Source organism: Streptomyces sp. NPDC002602 (assembly GCF_042889445.1).
Taxonomy (GTDB): domain Bacteria; phylum Actinomycetota; class Actinomycetes; order Streptomycetales; family Streptomycetaceae; genus Streptomyces.
The window spans coordinates 265209-288354 of record NZ_JBIAQX010000008.1 but is presented as its reverse complement, the minus strand read 5'-3'; the positions used below and the strand labels follow the sequence as shown (position 1 = coordinate 288354).

Below are 23146 nucleotides of genomic sequence, written 5' to 3'. Positions count from 1 at the left end.
GGCTTATCACACTTTTGCCCGCGAATCGGTGTCCTGACGGCCCTCGGTCGTCGATGTCGCCGGCCTCGCGCCGCGCAGCGGAACGACGCCCGTCCGTTCGCCCGGTCGGGGACGGTTTCGGCGCGGTCGTGGCGAGGTCCGGGACGGCATGCGGCCCTCGGGCCGGTCTCTGACGGACGCGACGGATCCGACGGACCTGCCCGTCCCGCCGCTCGCCCTGCTGCCCGCCTTCCTGCTGTTCGAAGCGGCCACGGGCGTCCTGGGGGCGGCCTACAACCGCCTCGTCATCGGGCTCCCGGACCTCTGCGACCACGTCACCCGCGTCGGACCGGTCGCGCGAGCGGCCGCCATCGGCGCCGTCATGGGCCTCCTGCTCGGCGTCGACCCCGAGCCGGCCGGCGGTGGGGACCGGCTGAGCGGGCGCCTGCTGGGCGGCGACATCCCACTGATCCCCGTGCTCGCCGGATACCTCGTGGTGCGGTTCCTGGCCGGCCCGCTCAGCTACGCGGCCCGCACACCGGGCGGGCTGTTCGCGCCCCTGCCGGCCGTGGGAGCCCTGTGGGGCGTCCTCGTACACGCGCTCGCGCAGCCCCTCCTCCCGGGCGGCGCCGCCGACGCGGTGCCGTTCGCCATCGTCGGGATGGCCGCGCTCGTCGCCTCGGTCGTGCGCGCCCCGTCACCGGCATCGTCCTCGTCGTCGAGATGACGGGCGCGACCTCGCCGCTGATTCCCCTGATGACCGCCTGCTTCGCCGCGACCCCGACCGCCGACCGGATGGGCAGCACCCCCGATCCACGACAGCCTGCGCCCGCGGACGGTGTGGCGCGACTGAGCGCGCCACACCGTCCGCGGGCCGTCGGATCAGCCGAGGATCCGGCGCTTCTGCTCGGCGAACTCCTCATCGGTCAGCAGCCCCTGCTCCTTGAGGGTGCCGAGCTCCTTCAGCTGGTCGATCTTGCTGCTCATCTCGTCGCCGGGTGCCGCGACCGGAGCCGCGACCGGAGGAGCCGCCTGGGGGGCGGGCTCCGCCTGCGCCTGGGCGTTCTGGTCCGCCCACCGGCCGGATTGCCGTCGGGACACACGGTTGGACACCGCGGTCGCCGTTCCGGCGACGACGGCGGTACGGGCGATCCCGCGAAGAAGTCCGGGCATGATGCTCATCTCCAAGCTGGGCGGAGTCGGCCGAGGCCGCCCTCACCGTCCGTCGGTCGGGTCCTCGAAGGCGTCCAGCGTCGCGAGCAGCGACTGGACGGGGATCCGTCCGGCCGCCACGAGCTGTGCGCCCGCACGCCGCATGGCGCGGGCGAAGGGCGCCGCCCAGGTGTTCTCGTACACGATGATCCCCGCCGAGTTGCCCGGTTGCAGGGCGACGCCGGCGTCGTCGATGTCGCCCTGGTCCAGCAGACCGGAGGACGCCCCCTCGAAGACCGAGAGGTCCACCTCGTCGCCGAGGTCACGGAGCTCCACCGCCATCACCGAACCGTCGGCGTCCTTGCGGACGAAGACGAGGTCGAGGATGCGGATCACGCCGCGATCCACGAGATCGACGAGCAGGGGAAAGCCCTCGCCCGTCATGCGGTTTCCCGGGAACTCGATCACGAGATAGTCCACCGGGCCCATGTCCTCGATGGATCCGCCTCCGGTACGTTCCTCGACCTCGTTGCTCATGGTTGCTCCCGTCTGGCTGGGTGGGGGAGGACGTGCCGACGGCCGTGGGCGCGGGCCGTGGGGTCCGGCGCGCATGAGGCAGGGGCGGACGTCATCTACTGCCATTCCAACACCGCCCCGGTGCCGCCGCATGTCCGGCTTCCGCCCGGTCGCCCGTCCGGCGGGACGCCGAGCCGGCGACGCGCGGACGGGGGCGCGCGATCGTCAGCCGGTCAGCAGGTAGATGTTCTGCGCGGTCAGCCACAGGCCCAGCACCAGTGAGCCGATCACGATCGCCTGTTCCTTGTGGCGCAGCAACCACGCGCGCAGCCCGTGCAGCCGTACCTGGGCGACCTCGGGCGAGAACACGATGTACAGCTCGGCGGCCAGCAGGCCCGCGCTGGCAAGGAGGCAGAAGCCGAACAGGGCCGCGAAGGTGGCCGGATGCGAGGTGTTCGCCTCGATCACGGTCACCGCCCCCGCGGCGACCAGACCCCACGGCTGGAGCAGAACCGCCAGGGCCGCCGCCCCCCACATCGACGGCGACTCCACGGCCGAGGCGGTCGCCGTGGAGGGCTCGCCGGCCGCGTCGAGGCCGCGGAGGGTGCCCGTACCGCCCGTACCGCCCGTGCCGCCCGTACCGCCTGTACCGCCCGTGCCGGTGAACGTGGTCCTCGCGTCCCCGCCGCCCGCCGCGTCCGAGCGCGCCCGCCGCATCCTGCGGCGGCGACGCAGGCCGTAGGCGACGAGCCCCAGACCGATGGCCGACTTGATCGTCAGCGCCGCCACACCGGGCGGGGAACGGGGCGCGGGGGGCCGGCCGCCGGTCACCAGGAGCACGATGGCGATCACCGCGACCAGACAGGCGAGCCAGGCCAGGATGAAGACGAGCCCCTTCCGTGCGCCTCTCGCCGATGTCACCACCAGCACGAACGCCATGACGGGCAGCGGGTCGAGGGCGATGGCGAGCCCGATGAGCATGAGGTCGAGGACCATGACGCCCCCAGAGTGGGACCACCTACGACGCTACACACGGGACGTTTCGGCGACACCTTTTCGGCCCGGGAGCCGTCCCCGTCCCGGACGCTATCCGTCCTTCGCCACGCCCCGGGCCTCGAAGCGGGTGATCGCCGCCTGGGCCCGGGCGAGGACCGCGTCGGCGGCCGTGTCCGCGTGGACGGTGAGCCCGGGTTCGTCGGCTCCCAGGGGCTCCAGGGCCTCGTACTGCGACTCCAGGAGCGCGACCGGCATGAAGTGCCCCGCCCGACGGGCGACGCGCGCCCGTGCCACCTCCCGGTCCAGCTCCAGGTACAGGAACCAGACGCCCGCACCGGCGGACCGGAAGCGGTCCCGGTACTTCCGTTTGAGCGCCGAGCACGAGATCACGACGCTCTGCCCGGCCCGGGTGCTCTCGCGGACGTACTCGACGAGGCTCGCCAGCCACGGTTCGCGGTCCGCGTCGTCGAGCGGATGCCCGGCGGCCATCCTGGCGACGTTCGCGGCCGGGTGGAAGCCGTCACCCTCCGCGAAGGGCACGTGAAGCCGCCCCGCGAGGAGCCGCCCCAGCGTGCTCTTGCCCGAGCCGGAGACGCCCATGACCACCACGACGACGGTCGGCGCCGTACGGGCCGCGACCGGGGCCACCGCGCCTCAACCCAGGCGCTCGGCGATGACGTCACCGACGCGCATCGCGTTCGCGATGGCGGTCAGGGACGGGTTCACCGCGCCGATGCTCGGGAAGAAGCTGGTGTCCACGACGTAGAGGTTGTCGAGGTCGTGGGCCTTGCAGTTGACGTCGAGCGCCGAAGTCCGCGGGTCGGTGCCGAAACGCACGGTGCCGGCCTGGTGGGCGGTGGCGCCGATCGGCATCCCCTTGTGCAGGTAGAGGCTGTGGGGGAGCAGATGGTGCGGGTGCATGCCGAGCGCGTCGAGCATTCCCCGCAGCTTGTGCCGCAGCCGCTTCAGCCCTTCGATGTTGTTCTTCTCGTCGAGGGCCAGATGGACGTCGCCGTTGCCGTCGAGAGTGACGCGGTTCGCCGGCTGGGGAAGGTCCTCGCCGCACAGCCAGAAGTCCACCGCGTGATGGGCCATCACCTCGAACGGCATGTCGGGCGAGAGCAGTCCGGCCCAGTGGGGCGCCTCGCCCTTGATCTGGTCCGAGTCCGACTTGCCCAACATCTGGATGCCGCCGAGCGGGAAGTCCCAGTCGTCGGAGCCCAGGTACCAGTCGTTCAGAGCGAGGGTCTTCTGGAAGCGGGTGTCGTTCGGTTCCTTCGACACCGCCATCAGCGCCAGGTTGTTGTGCCGCATGTAGTGGCGGCCGACCGTGTCCGAACTGTTGGCCAGGCCGCCGGGGTGCCGCTCGTCGGCCGAACGCAGCAGCAGCACCGCGGAGTTCACCGCGCCGCACGCCACCACCACGATGTCGGCGCTGAAGCGCGCCTCCGTCCCGTCCTCCATCCGCGCGACGACATCGGTGACCGTGCCGCCGGCGGCGTCGGTCTCCAGCCTGCGGACGTCGGCGCCGGTGACCATCTCCACGTTGTCGTGGCGCAGGGCGGGGTCGACACAGATCACCTGCGCGTCGGCCTTGCCGCCGAGCGGGCACGGGAAGCCGTCCACCCGGTCGCAGCGGATGCACACGCTCTCGTGGGTGGCGCGGCCCTTCGCGTCCTGGGTGAGGTTCACGCCGATCGGCAGGTGGAAGGGATGCAGCCCGTGGGCCGTGAGGTCCTCGCTGAGCTGCTGGATCCGTGGCTCGTGCTCCACCGGCGGGTAGGCGTACTGGGCGCTGACGGGCCCCTCGCTCGGATCCTCGCCGTGCCGGCCGTGCACGAGGTAGAGGTGTTCCGCCTCGGTGTAGTACGGCTCCAGGTCCTCGTAGCCGATCGGCCAGGCGGGGGAGAGCCCGCCGTGGTGGCGCAGCACGCCGAAGTCCTCGGGGCGCAGCCGGAACAGCGCGGCGCCGTAGAACTTGGTGTTCCCGCCGACGTAGTAGTTGACCTCGGGCGGGAACCGGTCACCGTGTTTGTCGTACCAGAACTCGGGCGCCCGGTACTTGCCCTTGACGAAGACCGCGGTGGACTCCCAGTTGTCACGTTCCCGGGGAAGGTACCCGCCGCGCTCCAGGATCAGGATGCGCTTCCCGCTCGGGGCGAGACGGTGGGCGATGGTGCCGCCGCCGGCTCCGGTGCCGATGACGATGACGTCGTATCGCTGGTTGTCGGCCATGGCCGCCACCTTGCTGTCGATGGTGTGGGGGTGCCCGCCTTCGGACGGAGGTCAGAGGACGGCGATGGGGTTGACCGGCGAGCCGGTGGCCCGGGGCAGGCGCAACGGCGCGACCACGCAGAAGAACGACCAGCGGCCCGCCTCCTCGCAGAGCGGCACCAGGTCCTCGAAGCGGAGGTAGTCCAGGAGGTACAACCCGAGGGCGTGCACGCCCAGTACGTGCACCGGGAAGTCCACGCCGTCCGTGACGCTCGGCGCCGTGTCGTTGTTGCCGTCACCGCCCAGAAGGGCGACGTGGCGATCGGCGAGGAACTCCATCGCCGTCGGGTGCAGTCCCGCGCGGGAACTCGCGGCGTCCCACGGGCCGAGTTCGGTGCGTCTGAGCCGGTGGCCGACCCGGACGAACAACAGGTCCCCTTCGCCGACCTCGACCCGTTGGCCCCGTTCGGCGGCCGACAGGTCGTCGGCGGTGACGTGATCGCCGGGCTCCAGCCACGGCACCCCGCGCAGCCGCGGGATGTCGAGCAGGACCCCTCGGCCCACGATGCCGTTCCTGACCGAGTCCACCGACAGGGCCACCGCCCCCTCGGGGGTGAGCGTGGCCGCGTCGACGCCGCCGTGCAGGGTTCCGTCGTAGACGACGTGACAGAGGGCGTCGAGGTGGCTGTCGGCATTGCCGTGGACGTTCATCTCGAAGTGGTCGAGGGCGAAGTGGAGTCCGTGCGCGTGGACCGCGCTCCGGGACGGCCCGGTCAGCCTGTGCGCGGCCGGCTCCGGATTGTCGGGAGAGGTCCGGGTCTCGATCGGCGCCGCGAGCGTCACCGTCCGGCCGGTCCGGATCTCGTTCGCCGCCGCCCTGACGTGCTCGGGCGTGATGGTGGCCACCGCGCCCCGGACATCGCTCGTCGCCCGGTCCCGAAGGCGCCGGTAGAGCGCCTCGAAGTCGGCGGGACTCTGGCGCGGTGGGACGCCCGGCGACCGGGGCTCCGCGGGCACCGCTTCCCCGGCCATGTCAGTCGCGTTGCCGGTCGAGGGCTTCGTCGAGCGTGCAGGCCGCCGTGATGAGCGACAGGTGGGTGAAGGCCTGCGGGAAGTTGCCGAGTTGCTCGCCACTGGGACCCACCTCCTCGGCGAAGAGGCCGACGTGGTTGGCGTAGGTGTGCATCTTCTCGAACGTGTACCGGGCCGGCCGAAGCCGCCCCGCCCGGGCGAGCGCGTCCACGTAGAGGAAGGTGCAGAGACTGAACGTGCCCTCGGAGCCCCGCAGTCCGTCCGGGGAAGCCGCCGGGTCGTAGCGGTACACCAGGCTGTCGGACACCAGCGTGCGGTCCATCGCGTCCAGGGTGGACAGCCACGACGGATCCCTGGGGCTCACGAACCCCACCCGGGGCATGAGGAGCAGAGAGGCGTCCAGGATGTCCTGCCCGCCGTAGTGCTGCACGTAGGCCCCGATGGATTCGCTCCAACCGCGTTCCATCACCTGCTCGATGATGGCGTCGCGGGTCGTCCTCCAGTGTTCGGTGTCGGCGGGCCGACTGAACTCGGAGGCCAGTTTCAGACCGCGGTCGAAGGCGGCCCAGCACATGACCCGGCTGTACGTGAAGTCCTTGCGGCCGCCGCGCGTTTCCCAGATGCCCTCGTCGGGGCGGTCCCAGGAGTCGGCCAGCCAGTCCAGGGTGCGGGAGAGCACCTTCCAGCCGCGGTAGCCGGCCTGGGAGGCGATCTCGTGCCCCGCCGACAGGGCGTAGAGCGCCTCGCCGTAGATGTCCAACTGCAACTGGTCCGAGGCCGCGTTGCCGAGCCGCACCGGAGCCGAGCCGCGGTAGCCCTCCAGATGGCCGAGGATCTCCTCGGTGAGCAGGGGTTCCCCGTCGACCCGGTACATGATCTGCAGGGGTTCGCCGGGCTTGCCCTCCGTCTCGCGCAGGCGGTCACCGAGCCAGCGCACGAAGGAGTTGGCCTCCTCGACGAAGCCGAGGTCGAGCAACGCCCGGACGGACAGCGAACCGTCGCGCACCCAGGTGTAGCGGTAGTCCCAGTTCCGTTCGCCGCCGACCTGTTCGGGCAGGCCCATCGTGGCCGCGGCGACCGGGGCGCCACTGGGAGCGTAGGTGAGCAGCTTCAGGGTGATCGCGGAACGGTTCACCATGTCGGGCCAGCGACCCCGGTAGTTGGAGCCGCGCACCCACTTCTGCCAGAAGTCCGCCGAGTCCCAGAGCTCCTGGGTGATCCCGTCGACGCTGAGTGGAGGCGGTGCCTCGGCGCCGGTGCCGCAGACCGTGAGGACGGCCGCCGCGGTCTCCCCGACGTTCAGCGTGACCGACCCGCGCAGATCGTCGCCGTCCCTCTCCAGGGGGAAGGTGCTCTGCAGGAACGCGGTCACGCCGGGCGCGCGGAAGGTGGAGAGCCCCGGCGTCACGTCGAGTTCGTGGGCGGCGCGGGCGTAGTCGAAGCGCGGGCGGCACTCCAGGTCGAAACTGACGGTTCCCCGCACCGTGCGTGCGGTCCGGATCAGGGTGTGCCGGTCCGCGGGGGAGAGGCCGGTGTTCGGGGTCATCCAGTCGATGACCTCACCGACCCCGTCGGGCGACATGAACCGGGTGACCAGAAGAGCGGTGTCCGGGTAGTAGAGCTGCTTGCACGTGGCCTGGGAATCGTTGGACGCGAGCCGGAAGTATCCACCCCGGTCGTGATCGAGCAGCGAGGCGAAGATGCTGGGCGAGTCGAAGCGCGGCGCCGCGAACCAGTCCACGACGCCCCGTGACGTGACCAGCGCGGCCGTTTGCAGGTCGCCTATGAGCCCGTGCTCGGCGATGGGCGGGTATCGGTCCATGTGTGTCCCCAGACGAAGGAGATCCCCTGATCTCACTATCTTCCAGAAGCCGCCGATGTGCCCGTTGCGCCGTCCGGCGGCTCCCCGCACCGGTCACGGGCAGCCGTCCATCCGCCCTCCGACGAGGCGGAAACCGCAGCTCACGGCCGGGGTCGGATGATGCGGGCGCCGACTACGGAGAGTCGCCGTCCTCCTCGGCGGCCGGTACGGGGGCGGGCGGCCGGATGCCGCCGGCCTGCCCGCGCCGGGCCTCACCCGCCGGTGCGTCGCGGGTTCGGCGCAGGTCACGGACACGGACCCGGACGGCGGCGGGTGGGCGGTGGCTCGTGATGTGCGCATCTCGGCGGCGACGTGGCGACCGGACGGCCGGATGCGAGGAGTTCGACCGGCAGCCGTCTTCCGAAGACGGTCAGTCGGGCGTTACCGTGGGACACGAAGACCTCCGCGCGGTGGGTTCCCAGACAGTTCCCGCCACATCGGAGGTCTTCGCCATGTTCAAGACCAGACCGGTGTCACCGCACTGGGCCGTCTCTTTCGGATGTTGCCTGACCCGCGCCGCCCGGCACCGCACCTCGCCGCGTTGTCGAGGCACCCGAGGGCGTCCGGTACTAGGGAGCCTCTCCGCCGTGCGATGCACGGCACCGGACGACGCGGGCCTGACCGGCAAGATCCGAAGGAGAGGGCCTAGCGGCCGATCTTGCCGCTCGTGAGGGGCCACTCGCGGTTCAGGGCGCCCAGCGGGATGCGGCGTTCGAAGACCGGGGTGCCGAACAGGGCCAGCTTGAACTGGAGTTGCCCGCTGAGGTCGAAGCCGCCGTAGACGGCCCACGCACCGCTCACGGAGGCCTTGCCGTCGGTGGAGGCGGACGCCTTGACGTCGGCCTCACCGCGCAGGTAGGGGGCGAAGTCCGCGGACACGCCAACGGCTCCGTACAGGCCGACGGCGGCCTCGGCGCCGAGCGCGGCCTTGACGCGCCCGTTGGCGGTGACCTCGGCCTTGACCGGCGTGCTCCGGACGTGCGAGGTACTGACCGGATTCCAGCCCTTGCCCAGCGCGTAGCTGCCACCGACACGGAAGTCGCCCTTGACGTCCTGCCGGACGTCGAGGGTGACGCGTCCGTCGGCTTCCACCTGGATGTAGCAGGTCAGGTCCAGGGTGACGACCACCGGTACCGGGCCCACCTGGATGACCGGGGCGCCGTGCAGCTTGGCGAACGGGATGCGCTTGGGGGCTCCCGTGCTCGCGGCGGCATGGCCCTTGAGGCTCCACTGGGAGGACCAGTCACCGTTCATGCCGAGGAAGGCGGATCGGGGGCCGGAGCCGCCCGAGCCGTCGTACGAGAACTCCACCGTGGGGGCGAGTTGGACGAATCCGGAGACCGAGGCACCGGCGGAGACGGGGGCTCCGGGGGCGGTCTCGACGGGGGCGTTCACGTCGAGCCGCAGGTTGCCCAGGGGCAGCTTCGCGCCCTCGGGGCCGAACCGGACCCCCTGGCTCTTGGCCCAGGAGAGCGTGACCCCCTTCATCAGGGGTTCGACCGTGACCGACGCCGGGTCGACCGGGACCTTGCCGTCCGCCTTGTCGTCGTCGAGGACGGAGGACAACGTCGTGGAGGTCGTCTCGACCTCGGTGCCCAGAGGGGTCTTCGCGCCGACCTGGGTGACCTTCGCGAGGAGTCCGTCGGGGGCTCCCGGCGCGGGGGCGCTGGCGATGACGTCGCCCACGGCGACGGGCTTGTCGGGTGCCGGCGAGCCGCTCGCCGAGCTGCCCGGCGACGGCTTGACCGGCTGCGGGGGACGGGATATGACGGCCCGTCCGGTCTTGCGGTCGTAGGAGGCGACCTTCAGCGACGACGCCTTCGGGGCGCCCTTCCCGCCGCCGGTGCCCGCCCGGGCGACGGCCGTCGGGGTGGGGGAGTCCACCGGGGCCGCGGCGACGTCGAGTCGCCGCGAACCGTCGGCTTCGGACGCGAGGGGGGAGGGAGCCGCGGTTTCGGCGGTGGCGCCGGTGTGCGTGGTCGAGGCACAACCGGTCGCGGCGAGCACCAGCGTGGTGAGGCCGGGGAGGAGGAGGCGTCTGGCGAGCATGCGCACGTACGTAAGGCCTTCTGGTTGGGGGGAGGTTGCGCTACTGGGAAGTAACGTGAGGGTCGATCATGCCAGGCGGATTCACCGCGAGGGCATTAACCGGCCACCGCGCACCCGCGACCGCGCCGCGACCGAGGGTCCGCATCCGGGTCGGGTCCGCATCCGGGTCGGTGTCCCCGCGCGCCCCGACGCCCCGCCCGATACGTCAGGCGACCGACGCCGCGTCAGGCGACCGACACCGCGACGGGTCCGCCCGACCGGTCGACCCGGCCCGTCCACCCCACCGGCAGCCGCAGCGACCGGGACGGTGACACCTGGTGGGGGATCCGGCGCCGCCACAGCCGGCGGCCGTCCTGCTCGACCGTCACCACCGGGCAGGTCAGGGGTTCCCCGGACCGCACCAGCAACGGACGTCCGGCGAGGCCCGTGAGGCGGTTCGGTGTCACCCACACCAGCGGGGCCCGCACCACCAGGAGCGGGCCCGGGGCCGGCCAGGGCGCCCCCGCGAGGTGCGCCAGGACCGGTGTCGCGGCGGCGGCGCCCTCCGAGGCGGCCGTGGCGGCGCGCTCGACGCCGCGCAGCGCGTTGCCGACCGCGAAGACGCCCGGGGTCCGCGTACGGAAGGACGCGTCCACGCAGGGGCCGCGGGTGCTCCCGTCCAGGGTGACGCCGCCGCGGCGGGCCAGTTCGTGGTCGGGGATCCAGTCGCCGGTGAACACCACCGTGTCGCAGGCCAGGACTCCCGACCTGCCGTCCCGATGGCGGACGGCCACACCCGACAGGCTTGCCCTGCCGCGCAGTTCGGACACGGTCGTGGCGGTGAGCAGCGGTACCCCCGGGAGGGCGCGGGCGCGCGGTCGTTCGGTGAGCATCGCCACCACGTCCGCGCCCGCGTGCCGCAGGCTCCGGACCGCGTGCCGGGCCACCGGCTCGGCGCCCACCACCACGGCCCGCCGGCCGACCGCCCCGCCGTGGAGGTGGACCCACCGCTGCAACTCGCCGGTGGTGAAGACACCCGCCGGACGGGACCCCGGGACCAGTCGGGCGCTGCGGGGGCGCTCCCTGGCTCCCGTCGCGAGGATCACGGCCCGGGCCCTGATCCGTTCGAGTCCCGCCGGACTCGTGGTCTCCAACGTCAGGGGTCCCGCCCAGCCGGTGGCGCTGACACCGGTACGGACGTCGACCCCGGCGTTCACGGCCCCTTCCGTCAACTCCCGTGCGTACGCGGGCCCGTGGAGCAGGGAACGCAGCGGCCGGGCGGCGTCCCATCCGAGGCCGTGGTGGCAGTGGCGGGGCGCCCCGCCCGCCTCCCGCTCACGCTCCAGCACCTCGACCCGTCCGGCGCCGGCGCCGGCGAGGCGGGCGGCCAGGGTCAACCCGGCGGGACCGGCCCCGACGATCAGGACGTCGACCGTACGGTTCACCGCCGGGCCTCCTCGAACAGGGCGCGAACGGCGGCGCCACAGTGGAAGCCCTGACAGCGGCCGCCCCGGGCGCGGGTGCGCCTGCGCAGTCCGTCCGGCGAGGCGGGCGGGATCGTCGACGCGAACGCGTCGCGGATCTCCCCGCGGGTCACGCGCTCGCAGTGGCAGACGATCCTGCCGTACTCCGGGTCCGCCTCGATCATCCGCGCGTCGCGGTACGGCCGGGGGTACGCCTCGCCCAGGTTCGGCATCCGTACCGGCTCCGGCTCGCGCGCGCCGGCCACGGGCAGGCCTCCGTCGGCGAGCAGTTCCACCACGTGGGCGGCGATGGCCATCGAGGCGGTCAGGCCCGTCGAGCGGATCCCGCCCACGGCGACGTACCGCTGCGCGGGATGGGCCCTGATCGCGTAGTCCTCGTGCTCGGTGGCGGTCCGCAGCCCGGCGTAGACGGCGGTGACCTCCTCCTCCAGGAGCGCCGGCAGGATCCGCCGGCCCTTCTCGCGCAGCAGCGCGAGTCCCTCGGCGGTCGATCCGGTGTCCGTCTTGTCGTCCAGGTCCTCGGCGGTCGGCCCGAGCATCACGTTCCCGTACACCGTCGGCGACACCAACACCCCCTTGCCGAGGGCGCCCGGCACCGGCAGCAGGATGTGCCGGACCAGATCGCGGGCGAGTTCGTCGAACACGATCAGCTGGCCCCGCCGGGGCGTCACGGTGAAGTCCGCGTGGCCCAGGAACCGGTCGATCTCGTCCGCGTACAGGCCCGCCGCGTTGACCAGGTGACGGGTGCGCAGCGCCCCCCGTGTCGTGGTCAGGGTGTGCGGGTCTCCCGAAGCGACCGATTCGACACGGCAGCCGAGGTGCAGGTCCACGCCCGCGCGGACGGCCTGCGTCGCGTACGCGAGCGTGGTCGTCCAAGGGCAGATGATGGACTCGCCCGGCACGTCGAGCGCCCCCGTCACGCCCGGTCCGAGACGGGGTTCGCGGGCCCTCACCTCCTCGGCCGGGATGATCCGGGCGGCGTGGTAGCCGTTGCGCACGGCCTTGTCGGCGAGGCCCGGCAGCGCGGCCCGCTGCTCCTCGTCCCAGGCGACGAGGAGCGCCCCGAGCGGCTCGACGGGGATGCCGCTCTCGGCGGCGTACGCGGTGAGCAGCCGTCGGCCCTCCCGGACCAGCCGGGCTTCGAGGGAGCCCGGCACCGCGTCGAAACCGGTGTGCAGGATCGCGGTGTTGGCCTTGGACGTGCCGTCCCCGACGTCGTCGGATGCCTCGACCAGGGCGACGCGCAAGGGGAGTCGGGCCAGTTCGCGGGCGATGGCCGCACCCACCACGCCCGCGCCGACGACCGTCACGTCGTACGTCCCGCCCGGCAGGGCGCCCGCCGTGGTGACGCTCATGCCGGGCCGTCGCCGAGCATCGCCGACACCGCCGTCCGAAACCGTGCGCGGCGTTCCGCGGCCTGCCCGGCGTCGCACCTCGGCTCGTAGACGGCGGCCGGCTTCCACTCCGGGACGGCCTCGTGGACGGTGAGCGACGGATCGAGACCGAGCCGGGCGACCGCGCCGACGCCCAGCGCTGTCACATCGGGCAACGCCGAGACCTCGACGGGGATCCGGAGCAGATCGGCCTGGGCCTGCATGAGCAGCGCCGAACGGGTCAGCCCGCCGTCCACGCGCAGGGACGTGAGCGGCGCGCCCAGATCGCCGGCGACCGCGTCCGCGAGCTCCGCCACCTGCGCGGCGATGCCGTCACACAGGGCGCGCACCAGGTGCCCGGCCGTGGTGTCGAGGCCGAGGCCGGTGACCGAGCCCCGCAGGTCGCCGCGCCACCACGGGGCGGCGAGCCCGGCGAGCGCGGGCACGAAGGTGACGCCCCCGCAGTCCGCGACGCCGCCGCCCACGGTGTCGATGTCCTCGGCGCCCGACACCACCCCGAGATCGGTCAGCCAGCGCACGGCGGACGCGGCCGTGTACACCTGTCCGTCCAGGCAGTAGTCGGTGCGTCCGGCGATCCGCCAGGCGACGCAGCCGACCAGCCCGGAGGCGCTTCGACGGGGCAGCGGTCCGCTCTGCGCGAGCAGGAACGCCCCCGTTCCGTAGGTGCACTTGGCGGCGCCGGGTTCGGTGACGCGCTGGGCGAGCAGCGCCGCCTGCTGGTCCACGAGCAGCCCCGTCAAGGGCACCTCGGGCCCGAAGGCGGTGGTGGTGCCGACGCGGGTGTCCGCGTCGACGATCTCCGGCAGACGTTCGCCCGAGAGGTCGAAGGCGCCGAGGGCCGCGTCCGACCAGCGGACGGTCTCCAGGTCCAGCAGTTGGGTACGGCCCGCGGTCGCCGCATCGGTGACGAACGCACCGGTGAGACGGTGGACCAGCCACACATCGCTCGTCGTCACGACACCCTCGCGGGTCAGATGACGGCGTATCCAGGCCATCTTGGGCGCGGCGAAATACGGGTCCAGCGGCAGTCCCGTCGTCTCCCGCAACCACGCGGCGTGTGGCGCGAGTTCGGCGCAGAGCGGTTCGGCGCGCCGGTCCTGCCAGACGATCGCGTCGGTCAGCGGTTCACCGCTCGCCGGATCCCAGGCGAGGACCGTCTCGCCCTGGTTGGCCAACCCCACCGCCACCACGGGTTCACCGGCCGCGGCCAGCGCGGCGCGCCCCGCCTCGACCACCGAGTTCAGCAGCTCGAAGGGGGCGACCTCCACCCGGCCGCCCGGCAGGTATCGGGGGCGCACGGCTGCGAAACCCGAGCCGATGACCCCGCGTACCGGACAGATCACGAGTGCCTTGGTGCCCGATGTGCCTTGGTCGATCGCGAGCACCGGGCCCGTCATCACCGCTCCGCTCCTGGGGTCCACACGTCTGATCTCCGGTCGCTTGATCGTCGGTCGGAAGCCTTCACCAGCGGAGCCACCCCGTCAAGATCCGCCGGCGAGGTGACGCGCCTGCCTGACGCAAAGTCACATGTCTTGCATGACTTGATGTTTGCGGTCGTTCATGTCCCCGGATGCGGATGCGCTCACTCGTTCTATAGTGATCGCCGATCAACGGGAAGGATGCCGACCGTGGGTCAACGGCGGGGATCGAGCGCACGGTTCGCACGCGGTTCGCACGTCCCGTGCGCCGGTAGGGCCGCGGTGTGGCGGTCGAACGCCGACTGAACCCACCCTCCACGCGACCCGAGGACTGATGAACACGACCACCGCACGTCGCCCGCGACCCCGCCTCCCGTCGACCGGGACGAGGTGATGGCGGGCGGAGACCTCCGGCCCGTCTACCACCCCGCCGGCCACGACAACGAACTGCGGCTCGCCGTCCAGGACCTGCGCACCGGTCGCTGGGTCTCGATGGAGCGGTTACTCGAACGGACGACCGGCTGGGGACTGTGGACCCAGCGCACCCAGGTCCTCGCCGCCGTCGCCGCCGGAACCGATGTCGTCCAGGCATGGCGGGCCGAGCAACCGCGAAGCCTCGCGGCGACCGTGATGCACACCCGGGTCGCCGTCGAACGTGCCGTACGCGCCCACCGTGCCGGACACCCCCGCACCCACGAGCTGTGGGAGGAGGCCTGGCAGGCCTGCAACGCCACCGCCGGCCTCAGCCCCGCCGACCCCGTGCCCTGGATCTGCCTGCTCGCGCTCGCCCTCCTCGACGAGCACCACCAGATGGACGAACACCGGCTCCCGCCTCCCGGCCCGATGCTGCCCACGGGGCCCTGGGGCATCCTCGCGGAGGCGGACCGGCGGGACCCGTACAACCGCGAGGCGTACCACCGGATGCTCCAGTTCGTGTACGCGCGCACGCCGCGACCCCTCTCCGACGCGGCCGACTTCGTCCACTGGGCGGCCGGTTCCGCTCCGCCCGGGTCCGCCGTCCACGTGCTGCCGCTCTATGTGCGGGTCGAGCGCTACCGACGCGAAGGCGGCCAGGACAAGGCCCTCGACCTGCACTGGGTCGCCGAGGACGCCGCCCGCGAAGCCGGACACGCCCTGGACGCGTGGTTCCACCACACCGACCCGGAGTACGCCTCCCCGCTCGATCTGAACCACCTGGCCCACGCCCTGTGGGGAGCCCTCCGCTTCGACGACGCGTCCCGGGTCTTCGACGCGATCGGCCGGTACTGGACCGCCCTGCCGTGGGCGGACCGGACCCGCGACCCGGCCGACCCGGCAGCCGCCGAGGAGGTGTTCCTCCAGGCCAGGTCCCGCAGCCTGGCCGGCCGGGACTGAACCACCCCGCGGACCCGCTCCCGCGACACCACCCCCGCACCCCACCGTCCCCTGCTCGACCACCCCCGGAGGTACCGCCATGTCCCGAACCGCATGGGAATCCCGCCAGGACCGCAAGGCGGCCCCACCCCGACAGGACGAGGAGGAACGACTCAGAGAACTGGGCTACCAGCCCGTCCTCGCCCGCCGCATGGGCGGCTTCGGCAACTTCGCCATCAGCTTCTCGGTCATATCCGTCCTCTCCGGCTGCATGACCCTGTACGGCTTCGGCCTGGGCACCGGCGGCCCGTCCGTCATGCTGTGGGGCTGGGTCGGTGTCGGCCTCTTCGTGCTCTGCGTGGGCCTCGCCCTGGCCGAGGTGACCAGCGCCTACCCGACGTCGGGGGCGCTGTACTACATGGCCGACCGGCTCGGCGGACGCCGCTGGGGCTGGTACACGGGCTGGCTGAACCTGCTGGGCCTGCTCGGCGCGATCGCCGGGATCGACTACGGCGCCGCCCTGTTCACCGGAGCCTTCCTCAACCTCCAGTTCGGCTTCGTGCCCACCGCCGGCTCCACGTTCCTGATCTTCCTGTGCATCCTGCTGCTGCACGCCACGCTCAACCTCTTCGGCGTCCGCCTCGTCAGCGTGCTCAACTCCATCAGCGTCTGGTGGCACCTGGCCGGTGTAGCCGTGATCGTCGGCGCCCTGGCCTTCATCCCCGACCACCACCAGTCGGCCTCGTTCGTCTTCACCGAGTTCGTCAACGACACCGGCTGGGCCAACCCGTTCTACGTGGCGGCGGTCGGCCTGCTCCTCGCCCAGTACACCTTCTCCGGCTACGACGCCTCCGCGCACCTGTCCGAGGAGACCTCGAACGCCTCCGTCTCCGCCGCCAAGGGCATCGTCCGGGCCATCTGGGTCTCCTGGATCGCCGGATTCGCCCTGCTCGCGGGCCTCACCTTCGCCATCCAGGACTACGCGGCCGTCCAGAACAGCGCCACCGGCGTCCCACCGGCCCAGATCCTCCTGGACGCCCTCGGCTCCGGCGGCGCGACCGCCCTGCTGCTCGTCGTCATCGTCGCGCAGCTCTTCTGCGGCAACGCCGAGGTGGCCGCCGCGAGCCGGATGGTCTTCGCGTTCAGCCGCGACAACGCCCTGCCCGGCTCGGCGCTGTGGCGCAAGGTCAGCAGCCGTACCCAGACGCCCGTCCCGGCGGTGTGGCTGTCGGTCGTCGTAGCGGGCGTGCTCGCCCTGCCGTCCCTCTACTCCGCCACCGCGTACGGCGCCGTGACCGCCATCAACGTCATCGGCATCACCCCGGCCTACGCCATCCCCATCTACCTGCGGCTCCGCGCCGGCAACCGGTTCGAACCCGGCCCGTGGCACCTCGGCCGCTGGAGCAAGCCGATCGGCTGGATCGCCGTCGTCTGGGTGGCCGTCGTCACCGTGCTGTTCTGCCTGCCGCAGAAATCCCCGGTCACCATCGACTCGATGAACTACGCGGTGATCGCCCTGGCCGTGGTGTTGGTGCTCGCCAGCGTGTGGTGGTACGTCGCCCGACGCTCCTACGGGACCCCGTCCGCGTACGGGAACGCCCGGGAGCAGGCGGAGATCGCCGAGGACATCGTCTGAGCACACGAAGCGACGCCCGCCCGGGCCGGTCACCGGATGGTGGCCGGCCGGGGCGGGCGGGGTGAAGCCTCGCTCAGAGATCCGTGCGCTGCGTTCAGGCGACCACGATGTTCTCGGCCTGCGGCCCCTTCTGCCCCTGGGTCACGTCGAACGTGACGGCCTGCCCCTCGGTGAGCTCCCGGTAGCCCGAGCCCGCGATGTTGGAGTAGTGGGCGAACACGTCCGGTCCGCCACCCTCCTGGGCGATGAAGCCGAAGCCCTTCTCGGAGTTGAACCACTTCACGGTGCCACTGGCCATGCCGAACATCCTTCGTCCACACGGGGAACCGGCCCGGTCGGGACGGCCCCGAAGCGCGGCGCCGCCGGGCTTCGGCAGCAGGACTACCCCGATCCGCGCCCGCGTACGCCAGGCGGGGACCCTTCGATCGGGGCGCTTGTCAGGCGGAGTCGCGCCCCCTGCGGGCGGGCTCGCCGTTCGCCGGCGGGTAGCCCGGTCGTGCCGGCACCGGCGGCCGCAGCGGCGGCGAGGGCAGCGGCGGGAGGGCCGGATCGTAGAGCCAGGTCGCGAACAGGTCGTCGACCGGTTCGGCCGCGTAGCGGGCCACGTGGCCGATGAAGCCCGCGGTGGTCACCACGCCGTTGCGGTGCGCCGCGGCCCAGTCGCGCAACATCCGGAAGAACGCGCCGTCGCCCAGGGCGCAACGCACCGCGTGCACGGCCAGACCCCCGCGCTGGTACAGCCGGTCGTCGAACATCAGCTTGCGGCCGGGATCCGCCGGCGTGAGGTCCTGCGGCTGCGAGGACAGCAGCCGGTGCGCACCGACGGCCAGCGCGTGCGCGGTGCGGCCACCGGAGTGCTCCGACCAGAGCCATTCCGCGTACTTCGCGAAGCCCTCGTTCAGCCAGATGTGCCGCCAGTCGGCGATGCTCACGCTGTTGCCGAACCACTGGTGGGCGAGTTCGTGGGCGACGAGCCGCTCCGAACCGCGCGCGCCGTCCACGTGATTGGCGCCGAAGAGCGACAACCCCTGGGCCTCCACCGGCACGTCCAGTTCCTCGTCGACCACCACGACCGCGTACTCGCCGAACGGATAGGGGCCGAACAGGTCCTCGAACAACCGCATCATGGCGGGTTGCCGGGCGAAGTCGCGGGAGAAGCGCGGCAGCAGGTGGGCCGGTACGTGGGCGGTCTGCGGCACCCCGCCCAGGCCGGGGTCGCCGAGCAACACCGTCTGGTACGCGCCGATGGCCAGGCCCACCAGATAGCTGGAGGTCGGCGCGGACTGTTCGTACACCCAGGTGGTGGTGCTGGCCTTCGTCGTGCGGGTGAGCAACCGGCCGCCGGCCACCACCGTGTAGGCGGACGGGGTGTTGACCGAGATCTGGTACGAGGCCTTGTCCGCCGGCCTGTCGTTGCACGGATACCAGGAGGGGGCGCCGACCGGCTGGCTGGCCACCAGCGCGCCGTCCGTCAGCTCCTCCCAGCCGATGCCGCCCCAGGGGCTGCGCACCGGCTTCGGATTGCCCGCCCAGTGCACCTCCACCGTGAAGGCGGCGCCTGCGGCGAGCGGCTTGGCCGGCCGGACCCGCAGCTTTCCGCCGCGGTGGGTGAAATGCGGCGCCCGGCCGTTCACCAGGACCCGGCCTATCTTGAACTCGGCCAGGTTCAGGTGGAACTCGGCGAGCGGTGCCCGCCCGGCGATCGCGCTGAGTCGGGCCGTCCCGGCCAGCCGGTTGGGGCCGGGACGGTACTCCAGAGCGAGTTCGTAGCGGTGCACACGGTAACGGGGGTCGCCGTTGGCCGGAAAGTACGGGTCCGATGCCGCTGTTCTCTGGCCGCTCATGCCGCTACCGCTCCCTGCGCTGTGCTCGGGCCCTCTCAGGCCCGCCACGCCTCGATCGGGTTGCCCAGCCAACGGGTGTTGGCGGGGACGGATTCCCCGGCCATCACGAGAGAGGCGGGACCCAGTGTGCTGTGGGCCCCGACCGTACTCCCGGGCAGGACGATTCCGCCCGGCCCCAGGGTGGAGCCCTCACGGAGGACCACAGTATCCGTCCTCAAGATCCGGTCGTGGAAGAGGTGCGTCTGCAACACGCAGCCGCGGTTCACACTGACCGCGTCGCCCAGCACCACCAGGTCCGTCTCGGGCAACCAGTAGCTCTCGCACCACACGCCCCGGCCGATCCGGGCCCCGAGGGCGCGCAACCACAGGGCCAGCACCGGCGTACCGGGCACGGATCCGGCCAACCACGGCACGGCCAGCACCTCGACGAAGGTGTCGGCCAGCTCGTTGCGCCACACGAAGCCGCTCCACAACGGGTGCTCTCCGGCCCGGTGCCGCCCCACCAGCAGCCACTTCGCGGCCACCGTGACCCCGCACGCCGCCGCGCCGGCCGCGAGCAGGACCACCCCGGACAGCAGCGCCGCGCCCGCGACCCCCGTCCCGTCCGCCGTGCCCAGCGCGCAGAGCGCCGCCACCGTCAGCACGGCCAGGGCCGCCGAGCAGAACACCGGCACGAGCCGGCACAGCTCCACCAGGCCCCGCGCCCACAGCAGCCGTACGGGCGGATCGTAGGTCAGGCTCTGGTCGGCGTCCGCGGTGGACCGGGGCAGCCTGACCGGCGGCAGACCCAGGTACGAACTGCCCTTCTTGGCCTTCTTCGGGGTCGCCGACAACACCCCGACCAGCCCGCCGTCCGGCACCGTGCGGCCCGGCGCGGTCATGCCGGAGTTCCCCAGGAACGCCCGCCGGCCGATCTCGGAGTGGCCGATCCGCATCCAGCCGCCGCCCAGTTCGTACGGGGCGGTCAGGGTGTCGTCGGCGAGGAAGGCACCCTCGCCGACGGTGGTGAGGCTCGGCAGGGCGAGGACCGTGGACACCTCCGCGCCCCGGCCGATCCTCATGCCCAGCAGCCTCAGCCACACCGGAGTGATCAGCCCGGCGTACAGCGGGAACAGGGTCTCCCGCGACAGGTCCATCAGCTGGGTGACCGTCCACGCCTGCCAGCCGATCCTGCCGTGCGTCGGATGCGTGCCCGTCCGCAGGCCGAGGCTGAGCAGCCGTACGGACACCAACAACAGCAGCGCGTACGCCGCCCCGAACGCGAGGGCCCCGGGCACCACGGCGAGCAGGGCGCCCCGCAGCGCCCCGCCGAGCCCGGCGTCGGCTGGCACGAACCGACTCACCACGAGCAGGGCGGGCAGGGCGGCGAGCACCGGCAGTGCGGTGAGGCCGAAGCCGGCGGCGCCGTAGGCGGCCCGCCACCGGAGCGAGCGCGGCGGGCGTTCCCGGGGCCAGTTGCGCTTGGCCTTGCCGAGCTTGACGGCGGGAGCCCCGGCCCAGCGCTGGCCGGTCGGCACCTGCCCGGCCACGGCGGAACCGGGGGCCACCTCGGCCCGCTTGCCGACCCGCGCGCCGGGGAAGAGCAGGCTGCGGGTGCCGACCACCGCACCCGCTCCGACCTTCACCGGGCCGATCACCAGCCGGTCCCCGTCCAACCAGTGCCCGCTCAGGTCCACCTCGGACTCCACGGCGCAGCCGCGGCCGAGCTTGAGCATGCCCGTCACCGGCGGCAGCGAGTGCAGGTCCACCTCGGGCCCGACCTTGGCGCCGAGGGCCCGCGCGTAACGCTCCAGCCAGGAACCGGTCAGGGAGGTCGCGCCGGCGCACTCGGCGAGCCGCTCGGCGGTCCACAACCTCAGGTGGACGCTTCCCCCGCGCGGGTGACGCCCCGCCTTCACCCCGCGCAACAGCAGGCGCGCGCCGCCGGCCGCGATCACCAGCCGGCCCGGCGGACTGAACAGCAGCGCCGCGCCGGCGGCGACCAGCCACCACGAGGCGGTGGGCGCCCACGGACAGGGCCCGAACAGGTGCACCACGTTGCCCAGGGCCAGCAGCGCCACCGTCCAGCGCAGACCGACCAGCGTGAACAGCGGGAGCAGCAGGAGCGACTGCGCCACCTGGGAGCGCGGCGGAACCGGGGCGACGACCCGGGCCGCTTCCTCGTCCCGTACCGACTTCTCCAACCGGCGGGCCAGCTTGCGCAGGGTGGGCTGCTGATAGATGTCGAGGACGGCCGCACGCGGGTAGCGGGTGCGCAGGCGCGTGGTGAGCCGGGCGGCGGCGAGGCTGTTGCCGCCGATCGCGAAGAAGTCGTCGCAGGCCCCGGCGACGGTCACCCCCAAGGTCTCGCCCCACTGCTCGGCGAGCCAGGCCTCGGTGCCGTACAACTGCTCGACGGGCCCGTCGGCCTCCGTCTCGGGGAGCGGCCAGGGCAGCGCGTCCCGGTCCACCTTGCCGGAGGTGCGCGTCGGCAGGTCGGCGACGGGCGCCAGCAGCGGCACGAGGGCCGCGGGCAACTCGGCGCGCAGCCGCTCGACGGCCGCCGCCCGGTCCCAACCCTCCTGGGTGACCAGATAGCCGACCAGGAGTTGGTTGCCGCCGCGTGCCGTGCGGACGGCGCACGCCGCGCCCGCGACGCCGGGCAGGGCCTGGAGCGCGGAGTCCACCTCGCCCAGCTCGATCCGGCGACCGCCCAGCTTGATCTGTTCGTCACCGCGACCGAGGAAGACCAGCCCCTCCGGTTCCGCGCGGACCAGGTCGCCGCTGCGGTAGGCGCGCCGCCAGCCCAGGGACTCCAGCGGGGCGTACTTCTCGGCGTCCTTCACCGGGTCCAGGTAGCGGGCCAGTCCGACACCGCCGATGACGAGCTGTCCACTGCCGCCCATCGGCACCGGTTCGCCGGACTCGTCGACCACGGCCAGTTCCCAGCCGTTCAGCGGGAGGCCGATCCGGATCGGCTCCTCACCCGTCAGGAGCGAGGCGCAGGCCACGACGGTGGCCTCGGTGGGACCGTAGGTGTTCCACACCTCACGGCCCTCGGTGACCAGGCGCTGGGTCAGCTCGGGCGGGCACGCCTCCCCGCCGAAGATCAGCAACCGGACGTCGGCGAGGGTGTCGGGCTCCCAGAGCGCGGCCAGGGTGGGGACCGTGGACACCACGGTGATGTCCTGTTCCAACAGCCAGGGGCCGAGGTCGGCGCCGCTGCGGACCTGGGAGCGGGGCACGGGCACCAGGCAGGCGCCGTGACGCCAGGCCAGCCACATCTCCTCGCAGGACGCGTCGAAGGCCACGGACAGCCCTGCCATGACCCGGTCGCCGGGCCCGACGGGCTCCTCGGCGAGGAACAGCGCGGCCTCCGCGTCGACGAACGCGGCGGCGCCGCGATGGCTCACGGCGACGCCCTTGGGCTTGCCGGTGGAACCGGAGGTGAAGATGATCCACGCGTCGTGCTCGGGCCCGGGGCGCGCGGCGGGCTCCGCCGGGAGCCCCGAGGGCGCCGCCGCCGGTCCGGTCACCTCGACGCGCTCTCCGGCGCCCAGGACGGCCCGCACCCCGGCCTCGGCGAAGACCAGCTCGGCCCGCTCGTCCGGGTCCTCGGCGTCGACCGGCACGTAGGCGGCGCCGGCGGCGAGCACGGCGAGGACGGACATGTACAGCTCGTTGGTCCCGGACGGCACGCGAACGCCGACCCGGTCGCCTCGCCCCACCCCGGCGGCCGCGAGGGCACGCCTGCGACGCTCCACCTCCGAGGCCAGCGCCCGATAGGTCAGGCGGGCGGCGCCGTCGTCCAGGGCGAGCTCGTCGGGATGCGCGCGCACGGTGGCGTCGAAGACGTCGACGAGGGTGCGCGGAGGGGCGGCGGGCCCGGCGGAGAAGACCGCGCCCTTCCCGGACTCCCCGCCCGTCCCGTGCTCCCCGTGCTCCCCGTGCCCGGCGGAACCGCCGGAACGCTCGGGCCCGAAGCCGTCTCGATCCGCCTCGGCGGCGCCCACGTGGCCGTTTCCGCCCTCGCCGTCGAGCAGAGTCAGTTCACCGCGTTCAGGTGTGGCTGCCATCGGCCCTCACGTCTCGGTCCCGGAGTGTCCGGGTCGCCGGCGGAGCCCGGGTTTGCCCGGGTTGTTCCGGCCCAGCACCAAACAACCGGCCAGTCTAGTGCGCGATCAAGAATCTTCTCGTCGAAGCCTTGTGTGTGGCGGAGAAGAGGCGGTACGGGAGTCGGACGCGCCCCGTCCGGGCCGG

General features: G+C 72.8%; 17 protein-coding genes and 1 pseudogene. 3 read left to right on the top strand and 15 right to left on the bottom strand.

From position 1 onward, the window contains the following. Positions 1-148: 148 nt before the first annotated feature. Positions 149-706: a chloride channel protein gene (locus ACFYW3_RS23150; RefSeq protein ID WP_389387162.1), complete on the top strand. Its 558-nt coding sequence runs from the start codon at positions 149-151 to the stop codon at positions 704-706. Positions 707-861: 155 nt separating this feature from the next. On the opposite strand, the gene ACFYW3_RS23145 is transcribed toward ACFYW3_RS23150, so the two are convergent. From ACFYW3_RS23145 to ACFYW3_RS23090, 12 genes and pseudogenes are all read right to left on the bottom strand, one after another. Continuing rightward, the gene (locus tag ACFYW3_RS23145; protein ID WP_351761811.1) at positions 862-1152 is read right to left on the bottom strand and encodes an SHOCT domain-containing protein; all 291 of its coding nucleotides are present in this window, start codon (positions 1150-1152) and stop codon (positions 862-864) included. Positions 1153-1194: 42 nt separating this feature from the next. Next, positions 1195-1668 carry a DUF6325 family protein gene (locus ACFYW3_RS23140; RefSeq protein WP_389387161.1) on the bottom strand — a complete coding sequence of 158 codons (474 nt, stop codon included), beginning with the start codon at positions 1666-1668 and terminating at the stop codon, positions 1195-1197. A 204-nt stretch (positions 1669-1872) separates the two neighbouring features. Beyond that, positions 1873-2643, bottom strand: coding sequence for a GAP family protein (locus ACFYW3_RS23135; protein ID WP_389387160.1), 771 nt, complete (start codon positions 2641-2643; stop codon positions 1873-1875). A 90-nt stretch (positions 2644-2733) separates the two neighbouring features. Continuing rightward, positions 2734-3243, bottom strand: a complete 510-nt coding sequence (locus ACFYW3_RS23130) for a gluconokinase (RefSeq protein ID WP_351761860.1) — start codon at positions 3241-3243, stop codon at positions 2734-2736. Positions 3244-3297: 54 nt separating this feature from the next. Further along, the gene (locus ACFYW3_RS23125) at positions 3298-4878 is read right to left on the bottom strand and encodes a GMC oxidoreductase (RefSeq protein WP_389387159.1); all 1581 of its coding nucleotides are present in this window, start codon (positions 4876-4878) and stop codon (positions 3298-3300) included. Positions 4879-4929: 51 nt separating this feature from the next. Then, a complete protein-coding gene (locus tag ACFYW3_RS23120; protein ID WP_389387158.1) occupies positions 4930-5889 on the bottom strand; it encodes a cyclase family protein in 960 nt (319 codons plus the stop codon). 1 nt (position 5890) lies between these two features. Continuing rightward, positions 5891-7711: a glycoside hydrolase family 15 protein gene (locus ACFYW3_RS23115; RefSeq protein WP_351761797.1), complete on the bottom strand. Its 1821-nt coding sequence runs from the start codon at positions 7709-7711 to the stop codon at positions 5891-5893. 312 nt (positions 7712-8023) lie between these two features. Next, positions 8024-8145, bottom strand: a pseudogene (locus ACFYW3_RS23110) (IS481 family transposase); the annotation flags it as partial. Positions 8146-8395: 250 nt separating this feature from the next. Further along, a complete protein-coding gene (locus ACFYW3_RS23105) occupies positions 8396-9805 on the bottom strand; it encodes a hypothetical protein (RefSeq protein ID WP_389387157.1) in 1410 nt (469 codons plus the stop codon). Between the two features lie 218 nt (positions 9806-10023). Then, the gene (locus ACFYW3_RS23100) at positions 10024-11223 is read right to left on the bottom strand and encodes an NAD(P)/FAD-dependent oxidoreductase (RefSeq protein ID WP_389387156.1); all 1200 of its coding nucleotides are present in this window, start codon (positions 11221-11223) and stop codon (positions 10024-10026) included. Beyond that, the gene (locus tag ACFYW3_RS23095) at positions 11220-12617 is read right to left on the bottom strand and encodes an FAD-dependent oxidoreductase (RefSeq protein ID WP_389387155.1); all 1398 of its coding nucleotides are present in this window, start codon (positions 12615-12617) and stop codon (positions 11220-11222) included. The genes ACFYW3_RS23100 and ACFYW3_RS23095 overlap by 4 nt, the downstream gene beginning before the upstream one ends. After that, complete coding sequence (locus ACFYW3_RS23090) at positions 12614-14053, bottom strand: FGGY family carbohydrate kinase (protein WP_389387154.1); 1440 nt, start codon at positions 14051-14053, stop codon at positions 12614-12616. The genes ACFYW3_RS23095 and ACFYW3_RS23090 overlap by 4 nt, the downstream gene beginning before the upstream one ends. Before the next feature lie 414 nt (positions 14054-14467). Here ACFYW3_RS23090 and ACFYW3_RS23085 point away from each other — a divergent pair, with 414 nt between their 5' ends. Together ACFYW3_RS23085 and ACFYW3_RS23080 are read left to right on the top strand one after the other, a co-directional pair. Then, positions 14468-15448, top strand: a complete 981-nt coding sequence (locus tag ACFYW3_RS23085) for a hypothetical protein (protein WP_351762751.1) — start codon at positions 14468-14470, stop codon at positions 15446-15448. A gap of 79 nt (positions 15449-15527) precedes the next feature. Beyond that, positions 15528-17063 carry an amino acid permease gene (locus tag ACFYW3_RS23080; protein ID WP_351762753.1) on the top strand — a complete coding sequence of 512 codons (1536 nt, stop codon included), beginning with the start codon at positions 15528-15530 and terminating at the stop codon, positions 17061-17063. Positions 17064-17157: 94 nt separating this feature from the next. Here ACFYW3_RS23080 and ACFYW3_RS23075 read toward each other — a convergent pair whose 3' ends face one another. The 3 genes from ACFYW3_RS23075 to ACFYW3_RS23065 form a co-directional block, all read right to left on the bottom strand. Then, entirely contained in the window at positions 17158-17361 is a 204-nt protein-coding gene (locus ACFYW3_RS23075) for a cold-shock protein (protein WP_266952720.1), read from the bottom strand. Positions 17362-17500: 139 nt separating this feature from the next. Beyond that, positions 17501-18907, bottom strand: coding sequence for a M1 family metallopeptidase (locus ACFYW3_RS23070; protein WP_351762756.1), 1407 nt, complete (start codon positions 18905-18907; stop codon positions 17501-17503). Between the two features lie 35 nt (positions 18908-18942). Then, the gene (locus ACFYW3_RS23065) at positions 18943-22962 is read right to left on the bottom strand and encodes a Pls/PosA family non-ribosomal peptide synthetase (protein WP_389387153.1); all 4020 of its coding nucleotides are present in this window, start codon (positions 22960-22962) and stop codon (positions 18943-18945) included. Between the last annotated feature and the right edge of the window lie 184 nt (positions 22963-23146).

Bases quoted from the DNA above. Each gene is read 5' to 3' on its own strand.
- ACFYW3_RS23150 (WP_389387162.1), top strand. From the start codon at position 149: ATGCGGCCCTCGGGCCGGTCTCTGACGGACGCGACGGATCCGACGGAC.
- ACFYW3_RS23145 (WP_351761811.1), bottom strand. From the start codon at position 1,152: ATGCCCGGACTTCTTCGCGGGATCGCCCGTACCGCCGTCGTCGCCGGA.
- ACFYW3_RS23140 (WP_389387161.1), bottom strand. From the start codon at position 1,668: ATGAGCAACGAGGTCGAGGAACGTACCGGAGGCGGATCCATCGAGGAC.
- ACFYW3_RS23135 (WP_389387160.1), bottom strand. From the start codon at position 2,643: ATGGTCCTCGACCTCATGCTCATCGGGCTCGCCATCGCCCTCGACCCG.
- ACFYW3_RS23130 (WP_351761860.1), bottom strand. From the start codon at position 3,243: ATGGGCGTCTCCGGCTCGGGCAAGAGCACGCTGGGGCGGCTCCTCGCG.
- ACFYW3_RS23125 (WP_389387159.1), bottom strand. From the start codon at position 4,878: ATGGCCGACAACCAGCGATACGACGTCATCGTCATCGGCACCGGAGCC.
- ACFYW3_RS23120 (WP_389387158.1), bottom strand. From the start codon at position 5,889: ATGGCCGGGGAAGCGGTGCCCGCGGAGCCCCGGTCGCCGGGCGTCCCA.
- ACFYW3_RS23115 (WP_351761797.1), bottom strand. From the start codon at position 7,711: ATGGACCGATACCCGCCCATCGCCGAGCACGGGCTCATAGGCGACCTG.
- ACFYW3_RS23095 (WP_389387155.1), bottom strand. From the start codon at position 12,617: ATGAGCGTCACCACGGCGGGCGCCCTGCCGGGCGGGACGTACGACGTG.
- ACFYW3_RS23090 (WP_389387154.1), bottom strand. From the start codon at position 14,053: ATGACGGGCCCGGTGCTCGCGATCGACCAAGGCACATCGGGCACCAAG.
- ACFYW3_RS23085 (WP_351762751.1), top strand. From the start codon at position 14,468: ATGGCGGGCGGAGACCTCCGGCCCGTCTACCACCCCGCCGGCCACGAC.
- ACFYW3_RS23080 (WP_351762753.1), top strand. From the start codon at position 15,528: ATGTCCCGAACCGCATGGGAATCCCGCCAGGACCGCAAGGCGGCCCCA.
- ACFYW3_RS23075 (WP_266952720.1), bottom strand. From the start codon at position 17,361: ATGGCCAGTGGCACCGTGAAGTGGTTCAACTCCGAGAAGGGCTTCGGC.
- ACFYW3_RS23070 (WP_351762756.1), bottom strand. From the start codon at position 18,907: ATGAGCGGCCAGAGAACAGCGGCATCGGACCCGTACTTTCCGGCCAAC.
- ACFYW3_RS23065 (WP_389387153.1), bottom strand. From the start codon at position 22,962: ATGGCAGCCACACCTGAACGCGGTGAACTGACTCTGCTCGACGGCGAG.